Origin of the sequence: Thermophilibacter provencensis (assembly GCF_030372065.1) — a bacterium.
Taxonomy (GTDB): domain Bacteria; phylum Actinomycetota; class Coriobacteriia; order Coriobacteriales; family Atopobiaceae; genus Thermophilibacter; species Thermophilibacter provencensis_A.
This window is the reverse complement of the sequence record NZ_JAUDEA010000004.1, coordinates 91,135-106,698: the sequence shown is the minus strand read 5'-3', so window position 1 is coordinate 106,698 and position 15,564 is coordinate 91,135. Positions and strand designations below refer to the sequence as shown.

The window sequence follows — 15,564 nt, the reverse complement described above, 5'->3', positions numbered from 1 at the left end:
CGGCCTCCCGCGCCGAGATGGATGCGATGTCAGCGCCCGCGCCGGCCGCCGCGCCGCTGGCTGACCGCGGCCATGGGCGCCGCAACACCGAGCTTCTCCTGCTCTGCATCGCCGCCATCCCCGTGGTGCTGCTCTACGCCATGTACGTGGTCAACTCGAGTCTCACGCTGAGCCTCTCCACGCTTGGGGTGCCGCTCGGCCTCTTTGCCGCGTTTGCGGCGGCCCACGTGGCCATCCGTTTCCTCGCGCCAGAAGCTGACCCGGCCATTCTCCCCATCGTCTTTGTCCTCTCGGGCGTGGGCATAACCTTCCTCACGCGCCTGGCGCCGGACTCCGCCGTCAACCAGATCGTGTGGCTCTTCCTCTCCGTAGCCGCCATGGTGGCGGTTCTCGCCGTCGTGCGCGACCTCGACAGCCTCGCGGACTACAAGTACACCCTCGGCATAGCCGGCGTGGTGCTTCTCGTGCTGCCCATGATCTTGGGAACCGAGCAGAACGGCTCCAAGCTCTGGATCTACATCGGCAGCTTTAGCTTCCAGCCCGGCGAGTTTGCCAAGATTCTCATCACGCTCTTCCTCGCGTTCTACCTGGCCACCAACCGCGAGGCGCTCTCCGCCTCCATGCGCAGCTTTGGGCCCATCCACCTGCCGCGCCTGCGCATGCTGCTGCCGCTGCTCGTCATGTGGGGCATCAGCCTTCTTGTGGTGGTCTTTGAGACGGACCTCGGCAGCGCCCTGCTCTTCTTTGCGTTCTTCGTCATCATGATCTACGTGGCCACCGGCCGCGTGAGCTACGTTGCCGTGAGTCTGGGGCTCCTGGCCCTGGGCGGCGTGGCCTGCTACTTCCTCTTTGGGCACGTCCAGAACCGCATCAACATCTGGATCGACCCGTGGTCGGCGGCGGCCACCGGCGGCTACCAGATCGTCCAGTCGCTCTACTCGCTCGCAGACGGCGGGCTCACGGGCGTGGGCATTGGCAACGGACTTGCCACCACCATCCCCTTTGTCCAGAGCGACTTCATCTTCTCGGCCATCGCCGAGGAGATGGGCCTTCTGGGCGGCTCCGCCATCCTTATTCTCTACCTGCTCTTCTGCGTGCGCGGCCTCGCAACCGCGGCGCGCGCCAAGTCCGACTGCTCCGCCTTTGCGGCCGTTGGCCTCACCTGCGCCATCTCCTTCCAGGCGTTTCTCATCGTGGGAGGCGTCACCAAGCTCCTCCCGCTCACGGGCGTCACGCTGCCCTTCATGAGCCAGGGCGGCACCTCGCTCCTGGCGAGCTTTGTCATCGTGGGCCTGCTCCTGCGCGCGGGCGACGAGGGCACCGGGCACGAGGCCGAGATGGCCAGCGCCTCGCAGCGCGAGAGCGAGCGGCGCGACCCCATCCTCACGCTCGCGAGCCAGGCGCCCACAGGCTCCCAGGCGGGCGCCCACGTTGCCTCCGTGGTGCACGGCAGCCACGCGCGCGGCCACTTTGGCCTCACCACCGCCGAGTCCGGCGTGCTCGGCCGCGTGGCGCTGAGCAAGCGCCTCACCACGCTCATCACCGTCTTTGCGCTGTTCTTTGCCGCGCTGGTGGCCAACCTCACCTACGTGCAGCAGATCGACGCCGAGCGCGTCCAGAACATGCCGAGCAACAACCACACCATCGCCCGCAGCGCCTACGTGCAGCGCGGCGCGATCATCACCTCGGACGGCGTGACCCTCGCGGAGAGCGTGCAGCAGTCCGACGGCAGCTACCTGCGCAGCTACCCGCAGGGCTCGCTCGCGCGCCACACCGTTGGCTACGTCTCCACGCAGTACGGCAGCGCGGGCATCGAGTCCACCATGAACGAGACGCTCACCGGCCGCAAGGACTACTCCAACTGGAGAAGCGCGCTCTACTCGCTGGCCGGCGTCTCGCAGTCCGGCTCAACGGTGGCGCTCACCATCAACTCGAGGATCCAGAAGGCCGCCGAGGACGCGCTTGTGGGCTACACCGGCGCCATCGTGGTGCTCGACCCCAAGACGGGCGCCGTCCTTGCCAAGGCCTCCTCGCCCACCTACACCGTGGAGAACCTCGAGCAGGCCATGCAGGGCACGGGCGGCGAGCTGCTCGACCGCACCACGCAGGCACTCTACGCCCCCGGCTCCTCCTTCAAGGCGATCACCCTCTCCGCCGCGCTGGACTCCGGCACGGCAACGCTCGACGAGACCATCTACGCCGGCCCCTCGCTCGAGATCGGCGGCGCCGAGGTGAGCAACTACGGCCACAACGACTACGGCAGCCCCAGCCTCAGGGAGGCCTTTGCCCTCTCGTCCAACACCGCGCTCGGCGCGCTTGGCGTTGAGGTTGGCGCGGGCACCCTCGTGAGCTACGCCAACGCCTTTGGCTACGGCCAGAACATCGGTCAGGACTTTGACTGCCTGCCCTCGCTCATGCCGGACCCGGACGAGATGACGGAGTGGGAGACCGCATGGGCCTCCTGCGGCCAGCCCGTTGGCCAGCACGAGAGCCCGGCGGGACCGCAGACCACCGTCATGCAGAACGCCGTCGTCGCCCAGGCAATCGCCAACGGCGGCGTGGCGATGAACCCCTACGTTGTTGACCACGTGCTCTCGCCGGAGGGCATCGAGACCTCCAAGACCTCCCCGCGCTCGCTGGGACAGGTCATCTCGTCCACCACTGCCGAGCAGGTCAAGGAGGCCATGCTCGCCGTCGTGGACCACGGAACCGGCACGCGCGCCCAGGTCTGGGGCGTGCAGGTTGCCGGCAAGACCGGAACCGCGCAGGTGGAGAACGGCAACATCAACTCGTTCTTCATCGGGTTTGCCCCCTACGACAACCCCACCCTCGTCATCTCCGCGTGCGTTGAGGGCCAGGGCGAGGACGTCGAGGGCTTTGCCGCGGGGTTTGCGGGACAGGTTCTCGCCGAGGCGCTTGCAATTCAGGCCTCGGGCACGGGCAACTAGGCACGGGGGGCGAGACGGCGAGAAGAGCACGGAAGACGAGCAGAGACGCAGCCAGAAACGAACTACGACGAACATGAGGAGACGCGGGCGCATCCCGCGCGTGGATAGGAGAGACAATGTCAGCGATGGTTCTCGGGGGACGCTACCAGGTCCAGGACAAGATCGGAGCGGGCGGCATGGCCACGGTCTACCGCGGCCTTGACGAGGTCCTCGGCCGCACCGTGGCGATCAAGACCATGCTGCCGCAGTACGCCAACGACCCGTCCTTCGCGGCGCGCTTCAAGCAGGAGGCGCAGGCCGCAGCGGCACTGCAGAGCCCCTACATCGTCTCCGTCTACGACTGGGGCAAGGACGCGGACACCTACTACATCGTCATGGAGTACCTGCGCGGCACCGACCTCAAGAGCGGCATCCGCAAGCACGGCGCCCTCGACTGCAAGAAGGTCGCGCAGATTGGCTCGCAGATCGCCCAGGCGCTCTCCGTGGCCCACAAGCACGACATCATCCACCGCGACATCAAGCCGCAGAACATCATGGTGCAGCCCGACGGCAACATCAAGGTGATGGACTTCGGCATCGCGCGCGCCAAGAACAGCCACCTCACGCAGGACAACTCCGTCCTCGGCACCGCGCACTACGTCTCCCCCGAGCAGACGCAGGGCAAGGACCTCGGCCCCACCACGGACATCTACTCGCTCGGCATCGTCATGTACGAGGCCGTCACGGGGCAGGTGCCCTTCCAGGGCGACGACGCCATCACCGTTGCCCTCAAGCAGGTAAACGAGCAGCCCAAGCCGCCCAGCCAGCTCAACCCCGCCGTGGACCCGTCCCTTGAGTCGATCATCCTCAAGTGCATGCAGAAGAGCCCCGCCGACCGCTTCCAGACGGCCGACGAGCTCTATCGCACCCTGCGAGACTACCTCGCCGGGCGCATGCAGGCCGTCAACACCGCAACCTCCATGCTGCCCGCCCAGCCCACCAACAAGCTCGAGCGCGGCGCGGGCGTGGTCCCCGCCACGAGCGGCACGGCCTCGATGCCGCGCGTGGAGCGCACCAACCGCTACCGTGGGCAGAGCGCCACGGAGCAGGCCGCCGAGCAGGAGGCCGAGCGCGCGAGAAAGCACAAGCGCAATGTGGTTCTCGGCGTCATTGGCGGCGTAGCCGCCGTGGCCATTGCCATCGTTGCGCTGGTGAGCGTGCTGGGCAACCGGACCGCGATGGCAACCATCCCCAGCCTTGCGGGCATGACGCAGGAGCAGGCCGAGGACGCCCTCGCGGAGCGCGGGCTCGAGCTTGGCGACATTGACCGCGGCTTTAGCGAGGACTACCCCGAGGGTCAGATCTACGACCAGGACCCGAGCGCCCTGCGCGAGGTCCCCGAGGGAACGCGCGTGAACATCCGCATCTCCCGCGGCCCGTCCGGCGCGGAGGAGACCGAGGTCCCCGACCTCACCAACCTCACGCCCGAGGATGCCGAGAGGAAGCTCCAGGAGGTTGGCCTTCTCGGCCGTGAGGGCGAGTCTCGCGAGGACGAGAACATCGAGCAGGGCCGCGTGTGCGACCAGAGCGACGAGCCCGGCTCCAAGATCCGCGTTGGGCAGACCGTCACCTACTACCTCTCCTCCGGCAGCGGCCAGGAGAGCGTCCCCGACGTCTCAAACAAGGACGAGGAGACGGCTGCCAGCGAGATCGAGGAGGCCGGCTTTGAGCTTGCGCCCACGCAGTACATCTACAGCGACAGCGTGAGCGAGGGCAACGTCGTCTACACCACGCCGAGCGCCGGGGAGTCCCACGACAGGGGCACCACGGTGACGCTCTACGTCTCCCTTGGGCCCGAGCAGCCCGAGGAGATCAACGTCCCGTACGTGGTCTCGTACTCCTACTACGACGCGGCCGCCGCCCTGCGCAACCAGGGTTTCACGCCCATCCTCGCGTCAGGCAACTCCGCCGAGGGCAAGGTCACGAGCCAGTCCATCACCGGCACCGCCCCCAGGGGCGCCGAAATTGTCCTCACCACCCAGACGCCCACCGTCACCGAGCCCAGCACCGGGCAGACCGATCCCGAGCTCCCTGGCCAGGACCCCGATGATGAGCCCAGCACACCCGGCACCACCACGGGTGATAACACGAGCACTACCACGGGAGACAATACCGGCACCACTACGGGAGACAATACCGGTACCACCACCGGCGACAACAACGGCACCACCACGGGCGCCGAGTCCGGCACCCACACCGGGCTAAGCAGCAACTAGCAGCCCGCGCACGACCCCGTCGAGACCTTCTCGGCGGGGTCTTTTCATGACAAAAGTGCCTGTCACCTTTGTCAACCTTTGTCATAAAAAGCAGGTCAGCAGCCATATGGCCACTGACCTGCGAGTTTACTGGTGCCCCCGGGCCGATTCGAACGGCCGACACCCGCTTTAGGAGAGCGGTGCTCTATCCCCTGAGCTACGAAGGCGTGAACGCTATTCTATCACCGGCACAACCCGCTGACAAAACGCGATAAGGACCCTCTACTTCTTGCCCTTCTTGGCGTCCTTCTTGAGCTGGGCGTCGCGCTGCTTCTCAAAGATCTCGAGCAGCTTCTTGTCGCTGATGCCGCGCAGCTGGGACTCAACGCGCTTGCGGATGGGACGACGCTTGGCAAAGTCGTAAATGAAGCTGCCGATGATGAGCACGTAGGCCGCAACGAGCGTCACCACCGAGGCAACGCCCATCGGGGTGGAGACGTCGGTCTGGTCGCCAAAGGCATAGGCCAGCACGAGCGAGGCCACGGCCAGGACAAAGCCCACGCCCACCGCAATCCAGAAGACCTTCTCGGTCCTGCGGTAATCGGGGTCGCTGCGCAGGAGCGCGTCGTAGGCGCGCGTGCGCATGTCCTGCTCCTCGCGCTCGCGGCGCTTGCGGTCGCGCTTCTCCTCCTTGGTCTCGGTGACCGAGGCCGCCTTGGGCTTTGAGGACACGCGCACGGACGCGGCGGCCTCGCGGGCAGGACGGGCCTTGGCGGCAGAGCTGCGCGAGAAGCCCTTCTTCTCCTCCTCGGGCGCGCTTACGCTCTCGGCCTCCTTGCTCGGCCTTCCAACGGCGTTGCCCTCGGCCTCGCGGCGGGCGCCCTCGATGGTGTCTCGCAGTGACATGGGACTCCTTACAGGTACGTGTGCCGCGCCCCTCTTAGCGGGCGGGCGTGAACTCGGTGCCGGTGATGATCTGGAAGGCCTCCTGGTAGCGCCTGGACGTGCCCTCGATGACCTCCGCTGGGATGCGCGGCGGCTCGCCGGTCATGTCCCAGTTGGCGCGCAGCCAGTCGCGGACGTACTGCTTGTCGTAGCTCGGCTGGACCTTGCCCTCCTCGTAGGAGTCGGCGGGCCAGAAGCGGCTGGAGTCGGGCGTGAGGCACTCGTCGATGAGCGTGAGCTTGCCGTCGATGAAGCCAAACTCAAACTTGGTGTCTGCGATGATGATGCCCTGCTCGGCGGCGTAGTCCGCGGCGGCCTTGTAGATGGAGAGGGAGGCGTCGCGCAGCTGCTCGGCAACGTCGGTGCCCACGATCTCGCAGCAGCGCTCAAAGGAGATGTTCTCGTCGTGGTCGCCCAGCTCCGCCTTGGTGGAGGGGGTGAAGATGGGCTCGGGCAGCTTGGAGGCCTCGGCCAGGCCCTCGGGCAGCTTGATGCCGCAGACGGTGCCGTCCTCGTCGTAGGTCTTCTTGCCGGAGCCGGTGAGGTAGCCGCGGACGATGCACTCGATGGGCACGGTCTGAGCCTTCTTGACCAGCATGGAGCGGCCGGCCAGGTAGTCGGCATAGGGCTGGTACTCGGCCGGCAGGTCCGCCACGTCGCAGGAGATCATGTGGTTGGGGATGAGGTCCTTGAAGCGCTCGAACCAGAACGCCGAGATGCGCGTGAGGATCTCGCCCTTGTGGGGAATCTCGTCGGGCAGGATGAAGTCGTAGGCACTGATGCGGTCCGAGGCAACCATGAGCAGGCTGTCGCCGCAGTCATAGATGTCGCGAACCTTGCCGTGCGAGTCCGGACGAAGTTCCATAGCCATAGCCGTCCCTCCAACGTCGTTGCAGTCAACGTATCAGTATACCGTTAGTGCGGGGCCGCCGAGCCGCGGTTCTTCTCGGCAGTCGAGGGGCTAGCGCTCCTGCTTGCGCGGCTGGCGCTGGGGGATGCGCAGCGTGAAGGTGGTGCCCTTGTTGAGCTCGGACTCCACGAGGATGGTGCCGTTGTGGCGGTCGACGATCTCCTTGGTGATGGCCAGGCCAACGCCCAGGCCGCCCGAGACGCGCTCGCGGCTCACGTCGGAGCGCCAGAAGCGCGAGAAGGTCTGCGGGATGTCCTCCTTGGCAATGCCGATGCCCGTGTCCTGCACCGCAATGAGCACGTCTGCGTGATCCTGGCGCAGGGACACCTTCACCCAACCATCCTCGTTGGTGTAGCGCATGGCGTTGCTCATGAGGTTGACCACGGCCTCGCGGATGAGGTCCGGGTCAACGTCCGCGTAGAGCTCGCCATGGGGCGTCTCGTCAACAAAGCGCAGGTGAAGGCCCTGCTCGTGGAAGAGCTGGTGCTGCGCGGAGACAAGGCTCTTCACGAGGTAGACCATGTCGGTCTTCTCGATCTTGATCTCCGTGGTGCCGTTCTCCAGGCGCGAGAGGCGCAGCATGGCGTCTATGAGGCGAGAAAGGCGGCGCACCTCGGAGGCAACGGTCTCAAAGTGCTCGTCGTCTGCGGGGAGCACGCCGTCCTGCATGGCCTCCACGGTGGCCTGCAGCGCCATGAGCGGGGTGCGCAGCTCGTGGGCCACATCGCCGGTGAGACGGTGCTCGAGCTTGAGGTCGCGCTCGATGGTGCTTGCCATGTCGTCAAAGGTCTCGCCGAGCTGGCCCACCTCGTCGGGGCCCGTGACGCCGGAGCGCGCGGTGAGGTCGCCGTTTCTGATCTGCTTGGCCGTCGAGGTGATGCGCTGGATGGGCCGGGCGATGCCGCGCGAGACAAAGTAGCCAATGACGCACGCGATCACGGCGGCGATGGCCGCAGCCGTTGCGATGGCGCCGTAGGAGTTGGAGCGGAAGGCCGAGTCGCTCTTGGTGAGCAGCGCGTCGGACCCAAGGGCCCAGAGGCGGACAGTTCCCACGGTGTCTCCGTTGGGCGCCACGATGGGCGCGCTCACCACAGCCTCGCGCGACGTGGGCACGGGGTTGGTCTCGGTCTTCTTTCCGGTTGTGGAGGTGGCGTCCGTCGTGGCCCACGTGTCGTCATAGAGGACGTTGCCCTCGGCGTCCGTCACCTGCACCACGATGTCCGAGGATATGGACGAGGCGGACTCCGCCGCGGAGATGACGTTGTCCGTGAACTCGCCCTCGGTGGCATAGAGGCCGGAGATGGCCTGTGCCGTTGAGGTGGCAATGGACTGCATGTTGCGGCGCGTGTAGGCCATGAACTGGCCCTCCCACACAACGCCGAGAACCGCCACCAGCACGAGGGCGGTCATGATCGCCGTGAGCGCAAAGGCAAAGGTGAGGCTCGTCGCATACGGACGGCCTCCCTTGGGAATTCTCTTGATTGTCTTCCACGAGCCGCTCGAGGAGGGCGAGCGCCCCTGGTCGGGGCCGTCCTCGTGAGCGCCTCCGCCCGTTACGAAGCGCGCCGACATGAGGGGCTACTTGGACGAGCCGTCGGCAGCCTTCTCGGACGCCTCAAAGCGATAGCCCACACCGTGCACCGTGTAGAGCCAGCGCGGGTTGCGCGGGTCGTCGCCGAGCTTGGCGCGCAGGTTCTTGACGTGGGAGTCAATGGTGCGCTCGTAGCCCTCAAAGTCGTAGCCCAGGACCTTCTCGACAAGCTCCATGCGGGTGTAGACGCGGCCGGGGTAGCGCGCGAGGGTGGTGAGCAGCTTGAACTCGGAGGCGGTGAGGTCAACCTCCTTACCCTCCACAAGAACCTTGTGACCGGAGATGTCGATCACGAGGTCGCCAAAGTCGAGCACCTCGAGGGCGGGCTCGGCCTCGGTGTGGGCACGGCGGAGCAGCGCGCGCACGCGGGCCACGAGCTCACGCGGCGAGAAGGGCTTGATGAGGTAGTCGTCCGCGCCGAGCTCAAGGCCGATGATCCTGTCCTCGACCTCGCCCTTGGCAGTGAGCATGATGATCGGCACGTTGGAGGTCTCGCGGATGGCGCGGCAGACGCGCTCGCCGGAGAGCTTGGGGAGCATGAGGTCGAGAATCACGAGGTCGAAGGTGTGCTTCTCAAACTCCTCAACCGCGCTCTGGCCGTCGCCCACGCCTCGCACGATGTAGTTCTCGCGCTCGAGGTAGGCCGCGACGGCATCACGAATGGCCTTCTCGTCCTCAACCAGCAGAATCTTCTTCTCGTCCGAAGCCATCAGGGGCCTCCTTGTGGTCTGCGTCTTGGCGCCAAAGCGCGGTCCGTACGTGCATTTAGTTTACCCTACCCGCCGTCGGACGAATCCGGCTTACAGGCGGAAGGTACGTACCGTTACGGAAGCGGGGTATCCCGTGTCCTGGTCCTTGACCGTGGAGAAGGTCACAAACAGGTCGCACTCCCCCGTACGAGCTGGGTATTCTCCGTAGTCCACGATGCGGTCGGCGGAGGGGAGGCTGGAGAGGCGCTTGTTGGCGAGGTCAACTGTCAGATACGTTGCGTTGCTCTTGATGATGAAGAGGTCGCCCTTGCCGCAGCCGCACTCCGACGGCTCGCGGTTGAGGCGCGCAAAGCCCCCTGACGCCGTACCAATGTAGGTGCCCATCTGTCCGAGAAGCCCGCCCGCGCTGTAGCTCGCCTCAACCGAGACCAGAAAGCGCTCGCCCACGCGCGTGGCACGGAAGGGGCGGACGTTCTGGGGCATCACGAGCTGGTCAAGCTGGGTGGAGAGGTCGTCAGAAAGGGAGTAGGCCGTCACTCCGTAGTAGATCACGGAGTCGCTGCGCACGCGCGGGGCGAGAACCACCGCGTCACCCGAGACCTGCGGCTGTGTGGCAAAGCGACCGAACGACTCCACAACCGCCTTGGCCTCGGCGTCGCCCGCGCGCCAGAGGTAGCAGAAGGAGTGCTCCGAGGTGCGGGTGCCGGAGGTCGAGGGCTGGACCTGCCAGATCACGTGCGAGCCGGAGACGGCAAAGGGCGCCGGATCAAAGTTGGCGTCGCCCTCCCAGAGCGTTGTGATCTCCCCCGTGAGCGCACCGTTTGCGAAGGAGGAGGCGTAGAGCTTCCAGCTCCGCGAGGTATAGTCGAGCTCAGTCCAGGCAAAGACGGAGTCCGAGCACCGCGCGTCATAGATGACGTTGGTGGTGCGGTCCTCGATGGGCTGCGGGACCACCTCGCTGAGCTGGCCCGTCTCAAGGGAGAGCGCGGAGGCCTTCACCATGGGCGTGGCCGAGGAGCCCGCCGTTGTCACGGGAATCCACGACCCCTCGCCCGGGTGAAGGACGTTTCCCAGCGGGATGGACCAGGTGTTCTCCACCTCGATGGGAGCGTCGGACTCCTCAAAGGTGGAGAGGATGTCCTCCGCGGAGTCCTCGTCCACGACCACGGGGTCGTTCGTGGGCTCCTCTGCCTCGTGGGTGCAGCCCGCGAGAATGCTCACCGAGGCGGCAACGGCAGAGCCGGCGGCCGCGGTCTTGAGAAAGGACCTTCGTGTGAGCTTGGGTGGGCGCATGCCGCTCTAGGCCTGCTGAGCAGCGGCGGCAGCCTCGGTGAGGGCGCGCGAGAGCTGGTCGGCGCAGGAGGTCTTGCGGGGGCCGCAGGTGTTGCCCGCGAGAATGGACACGATCTCGTCGACGGCGTGGCCCTTCACGAGCTTGCTCACGGCCTTGAGGTTGCCGTTGCAGCCGCCCTCAAAGGAGACCTCCTCGATGGTCTTGCCGTCATCGTCAAGGTCAATGTGAATGGCGCGGGAGCAGACGCCGCGCGGCGTGTAGTCAAAGTGCATGATTCTCCCCTCAGGTTAGGTACCCTAGCAGTATACCCGGTGCACGACAGCAAACGTACTGGGCCCCCGCATTCTAGAAAAGGCCCTTCGTGTAGCGCTGGCGCTCCCGGGAACCAAAAATGTCTCTTCGTGTAGCGTGATTTTCCGTGCAGCGAGCATTCACGGACATCAAAACACCAGTTGGCGGATTTTCGCACGAGTTTGAATCGCGCTTTAGCCGCCCTCGCACGCTACACGAGGGCGGTTTTTTCAAATCAAGCTGGCGCTACGCTACACGAGAGCAACTTTTTGGCTTCTCACTCAAAGCTGAGCTGCTCCAGGCGGTCAAAGACCACGCCAGCGCGCGTGAGGAAGGCGCGCGGGTCAAAGATGGCGTCCAGCTCCTCGGCGGGGACGGTGCAGCGCGGGTCTGCCTCGAGCTTCTCGCGGAACGTGGTGCCACCGGCGCACTGCTGCACCTCGCGCCACGTGGCCATGGCGTTCTCCTGCACGATGGCGTAGGCCTCCTCGCGCGTGATGCCGGTCTCAACCAGGGCAAGGAGCACCTTGGACGAGAAGATCAGGCCGCGCGTCTTGTTGAGGTTGGCGAGCATCTGCGCCGGGTAGAGGATGAGGCCGTCCACGATGCGCGTGAGGCACTGGAACATGTGGTCAAGCGCGATGAAGCTGTCGGCCTGCGCCACGCGCTCGGCGGAGCTGTGGCTGATGTCGCGCTCGTGCCAGAGGGCCACGTTGTCAAAGGCAACCTGAGCGTTAGCCTTCACCACGCGGGAGAGGCCGCAGACCTTCTCCACCGTGATGGGGTTGCGCTTGTGCGGCATGGCGGAGCTGCCCTTCTGGCCCTTGCGGAACGGCTCCTCCGCCTCGAGGGTATCGGTCTTCTGGAGGTTGCGGATCTCCGTGGCAATACGCTCGCAGGTAGCGGCGGTGGTGGCCAGGACACCGGCGAGGTAGGCGTGGTGGTCGCGCGAAATGACCTGCGTGGACAGCGGATCGTGCACGAGACCCAGGTGCTCGCAGACGTACTCCTCAACGAATGGGTCGATAGAGGAGTAGGTGCCCACCGCGCCGGAGATGGCACCAAAGGCCACGTTGGCGCGGGCGTGCTTGAGACGGTCGTAATCGCGCTTGAGCTCCCAGGCCCAGCTGCCGAACTTCATGCCAAAGGTCATGGGCTCGGCGTGGATGCCGTGCGTGCGGCCCACGCAGAGGGTGTCGCGCTCCTCAAAGGCGCGGCGCTTGCAGATCTCTCCGAGCTTCTTGCAGTCCTCGATGAGGATGTCGGTGGCCTGGACGAGCTGGTAGCAGAGGGCCGTGTCGCCCAGGTCGGAGGACGTCATGCCAAAGTGCACCCAGCGGGACGGCTTGGGCTCGCCCTCGGGGACGTCCTTGTCGATGTACTCGCCCATGTTGGTGAGAAAGGCAATGACGTCGTGGTTGGTCACGGCCTCGATGGCATCGACCTCGTCCTTGTTGAAGTCCGCGTGCTCGCGAATCCAGGCGGCCTCCTCCTTGGTGATGCCGATCTTGCCCATCTCGGCGTGTGCCTCGCAGGCCAGGACCTCAATCTCCTGCCAGATGCGGTACTTGTTCTCCAGGGAGAAGATGTGTCCCATCTCGGGACGGGTGTAGCGATCGATCATGGCGGCCTCCTCGGCGGTTGCGCGATGCATGCGACATAGATTCTACCGCAGGCGAGAAGTGCCCCGGCGAGAAGAGAGGGGCGGCCCGAAGGCCGCCCCTCATAGGTGGTGCTTGTGGCGCTGGCGCTACTTAGCGTCGGCGTCGGTCTCGGGCTGCTCCTCCGCGGGCTTCTCGTCCTCGGCGGGCTTCTCGGTGTCCGTCGTGGTCTGCTCGTCGTCGGCAGCGGGCTCGTCGGTGGCGTCGTCATCGGTGACGTTCAGGCCGTACCAAGCGATGCCCTCCTTGATCCAGCCGAGGGTCTCGAGAGCGTCGTACTCCTTCTCGTCGGCAGTGTAGAGGTGGGTGGCGCGCTGCTCGTACGGGTTGAAGAGACGGAGCAGCGGGGTCGCGCCCTCGTCGTCCTTGTCGGCGGAGTACCAGGCGACGCCCTCGTCAATCCAGCCGAGCTTGACGAGCGCGTCGCGCTCATCGGCCTTCATGGTGAAGTGGTGGTCGTCGGCGAACGGGTTGAACAGGCGGTAGACCGCCTCGCCCTCGCCCGGGGCGACCCACGCGACGCCCTCGTCGGTCCAGCCGAGGCCAACGAGCAGGGTGCGCTCCTCGGTGTTTGAGGTGTAGAAGTGCTCGCCGGTGTACTTGTTGTACAGGCGGTACATCACGCGCGCCTCGGCGGGCAGGGCCGGGATGACCTCGCCCTTGACGATGGTCTGGCCACAGACGGAGCAGACCTGGTCGCCGGTGTAGCCGGGGGCGTCGACGGTGGCGTCGACGGCGCCCTTGAGCTCGAGCTTGTGGTCGAGCTTGGCGATCTTCTCGCCCTCGGCGATGGTCTTGCCGCAGACGGTGCAGACCTCGTTGCCGGTGAAGCCCTCCTCGGTGCAGGTAGCGTCCTTGGCGCCCTGGAGCTCGGTGGTGTGGACATGCACGTTGGAAATGCCGTTCTCGTCAATGTCAGTGGCGATGTTGGGGTTGTCGCTCGTGATAGTGGGGAGCTCGTCAACAACGTCGCCGCTGTTCTCAACGTAGACGAGCGGGAGGTTCTTGCCGCTCACGTCCGTGAGGACGGGGTTGGCGTTCTCGGCGAAGTTGAGGTTGGTGGCGCCGTACTTGTTGTCAAGGTTCACGCCGCCCCACGAGTTGGTGCCCGTGGTGACGTCGAACGCGCCGTCAACGGTAACGTTGACATGGTTGACCACGACGGCAGCGCCGCTCTTGGACCCGCTGTGATTGAGCGTGACGTCCTTGACCGTTGCGGTGACGTCCTTGGCATCCTCGCCGGCCCAGATGTTGAGCAGGTGGGTGGTGTTGGCGGTGCCCACCATGGAGACGTTCTCGACGGTGCAGCCGTTGCCGGTGATGGCGAGCAGCGAGCTGGCGCCCGTGCCGCTGATACCGGCATTAGGCTCAAACTCGGCCGCAGCGGTGATCTTGTGGCCGTTGCCGTTGATGGTCACGCCGTCCGTGGCGAGCACGAGGCTCTGCGGAGTCACAACGTCCTTGAGGAGCTCAACTACGCCGTCCTTCTCGACGGCATCAAGCGCCGCCTGAAGGCTCATGTAGCCAACGCCGTCAACGGAGGCGACGGCAAAGGTCTCAGGCGTCATGTTCTCGGTGCCGGTGTTGTTGTCGAGGGTGACCTCGAGCTTGTCGACGCGAGCGCCGGCGGTGGCGCCGTCATCAACGCCGTAGATGTAGGAGACCTTCTCGAACGTGCAGCCGGAGATGGTGATGGTGTTGGCCTCGGCCTTGACATCACTCACGAAGTTGGCATAGACGGCGTCATGGAGGCCCTTGAAGGTGCAGCCATTGAAGGCAACGTCAACACCACTGGCGTTGATGCCGGTGACGGTCGCGTGACCGGTCTCAGGGGTGGTGCTGGCAATGGTGACATCCTTCACCGTGAGGGAAGTGTCTGACGCAAGGCCCTCACGGTTCAACTCATCACGGTAGTTGAACGCGGCGCCGCCCGCAATCGTGATCGTCTTGTCAGCGCCGTTGATGACCTCGGTCGCTCCGGGCTCAATCGTGACGGGCGCGGTGAGCGTCACATCTTCGAGCAGGGTGACCTCACCATCGGCGTTAATGGCATCCTGGAGCGTCTTGTAAGGCGTGTCGCCCACCGAGGCGACGTCCGTGCCCTCTGCCAGCGCAAACGTCGGGGCGATGGTCAGAGCCAGCGCACCGGCAAACGCCGTAGCAAGGAGCTTGGTGTACGTACGCATTCCTTCTCCTTTCCTAACCTTTGGCCAAAGCCCCGCCGGCCTCGGCCGATTGTCAAGCGATGTTAGACCCCCTCCCGTCCTCTTTCAACTAGTTTTCGGGTGGCGGGCAACGACTTGACCCCAACAATACGAAGTCAAGACGTGCGGCTCTTCAAAGGTTTCTGAGGTTTCGCCAAACGGCAGACGGGGGCATCTATTGAGTCTCAACTTTTTTCGGTGAGCGGCAGAGCGTGGCGCTGCTGCGCTAGTGCAGATTTACCGTTCTTCTCGCCGTCCCGCGCCGTTCTTCTCGCTGCTTCCCGCTCAAACCTAGCAGGTACTGTTTGCTGTACAAAGCGCTATATAATTTGATCATTCTATAACTTTGCTCAACTTCCACTACCTGCTATGTTTCAGATCACGCGAGAAGGGCGGGGCCCGTCACCGAGCCCCGCCCAAAGCGCGCCGTCGTGATGCCTGCAGCCCCTACTTCTCTGCGGGCGAGATTCCGTACCAGGCGATGCCCTCCTGGCGCCAGCCAATTTCAGCAAGCGACTCGTACTCCTCCTCGTCGGCTGTGCAGAGGTGCGTAACCGTGAGCTCGTACGGGTTGAAGAGGCGCAGCGGCGCCACGGGTTGTGCGGACTCACTCACGAGTGCGAACGTCGAGAAGTGCGTGGTGACAAAGCTCACCGTGCGCGTGCCAGCATCTACGGTGGCTTTCATGTCCGTCACAGTGCCGTTCTCGGTGATCATGCATCGACGCACCCTCACAGGAGACTGTGCTCACAGTTGCAAGTTTTCGTGTCGCGAGA

Annotated in this window: 11 protein-coding genes and 1 tRNA gene; 2 read left to right on the top strand and 10 right to left on the bottom strand. The window is 65.2% G+C overall.

What is annotated here, in order from left to right; translation table 11 throughout:
• The first annotated feature begins 26 nt into the window (after positions 1-26).
• Together QUW25_RS04025 and pknB are read left to right on the top strand one after the other, a co-directional pair.
• Positions 27-2,948, top strand: coding sequence for an FtsW/RodA/SpoVE family cell cycle protein (locus tag QUW25_RS04025; RefSeq protein WP_289510986.1), 2,922 nt, complete (start codon positions 27-29; stop codon positions 2,946-2,948).
• A gap of 116 nt (positions 2,949-3,064) precedes the next feature.
• Positions 3,065-5,203 carry a Stk1 family PASTA domain-containing Ser/Thr kinase gene (gene pknB, locus QUW25_RS04020; RefSeq protein ID WP_289510936.1) on the top strand — a complete coding sequence of 713 codons (2,139 nt, stop codon included), beginning with the start codon at positions 3,065-3,067 and terminating at the stop codon, positions 5,201-5,203.
• Positions 5,204-5,333: 130 nt separating this feature from the next.
• On the opposite strand, the gene QUW25_RS04015 is transcribed toward pknB, so the two are convergent.
• The 10 genes from QUW25_RS04015 to QUW25_RS03970 all read right to left on the bottom strand — a co-directional run bounded on the left by QUW25_RS04015 (position 5,334) and on the right by QUW25_RS03970 (position 15,505).
• Positions 5,334-5,409 (bottom strand) — tRNA-Arg (locus tag QUW25_RS04015).
• A 55-nt stretch (positions 5,410-5,464) separates the two neighbouring features.
• Positions 5,465-6,088: an APC family permease gene (locus QUW25_RS04010; protein ID WP_289510935.1), complete on the bottom strand. Its 624-nt coding sequence runs from the start codon at positions 6,086-6,088 to the stop codon at positions 5,465-5,467.
• 34 nt (positions 6,089-6,122) lie between these two features.
• Positions 6,123-6,992, bottom strand: a complete 870-nt coding sequence (locus QUW25_RS04005) for a phosphoribosylaminoimidazolesuccinocarboxamide synthase (protein ID WP_289510985.1) — start codon at positions 6,990-6,992, stop codon at positions 6,123-6,125.
• Between the two features lie 96 nt (positions 6,993-7,088).
• A complete protein-coding gene (locus QUW25_RS04000) occupies positions 7,089-8,609 on the bottom strand; it encodes a sensor histidine kinase (protein WP_289510934.1) in 1,521 nt (506 codons plus the stop codon).
• A gap of 6 nt (positions 8,610-8,615) precedes the next feature.
• Positions 8,616-9,338 carry a response regulator transcription factor gene (locus QUW25_RS03995; protein WP_289510933.1) on the bottom strand — a complete coding sequence of 241 codons (723 nt, stop codon included), beginning with the start codon at positions 9,336-9,338 and terminating at the stop codon, positions 8,616-8,618.
• A gap of 90 nt (positions 9,339-9,428) precedes the next feature.
• Entirely contained in the window at positions 9,429-10,631 is a 1,203-nt protein-coding gene (locus QUW25_RS03990) for a twin-arginine translocation signal domain-containing protein (RefSeq protein WP_289510932.1), read from the bottom strand.
• Between the two features lie 6 nt (positions 10,632-10,637).
• The gene (locus QUW25_RS03985) at positions 10,638-10,904 is read right to left on the bottom strand and encodes a TIGR03905 family TSCPD domain-containing protein (RefSeq protein WP_289510931.1); all 267 of its coding nucleotides are present in this window, start codon (positions 10,902-10,904) and stop codon (positions 10,638-10,640) included.
• Positions 10,905-11,200: 296 nt separating this feature from the next.
• The gene (gene purB, locus QUW25_RS03980) at positions 11,201-12,547 is read right to left on the bottom strand and encodes an adenylosuccinate lyase (protein WP_289510930.1); all 1,347 of its coding nucleotides are present in this window, start codon (positions 12,545-12,547) and stop codon (positions 11,201-11,203) included.
• Positions 12,548-12,673: 126 nt separating this feature from the next.
• Entirely contained in the window at positions 12,674-14,770 is a 2,097-nt protein-coding gene (locus tag QUW25_RS03975) for a hypothetical protein (RefSeq protein ID WP_289510929.1), read from the bottom strand.
• Positions 14,771-15,235: 465 nt separating this feature from the next.
• Entirely contained in the window at positions 15,236-15,505 is a 270-nt protein-coding gene (locus QUW25_RS03970) for a hypothetical protein (RefSeq protein WP_289510928.1), read from the bottom strand.
• Positions 15,506-15,564: the final 59 nt, after the last annotated feature.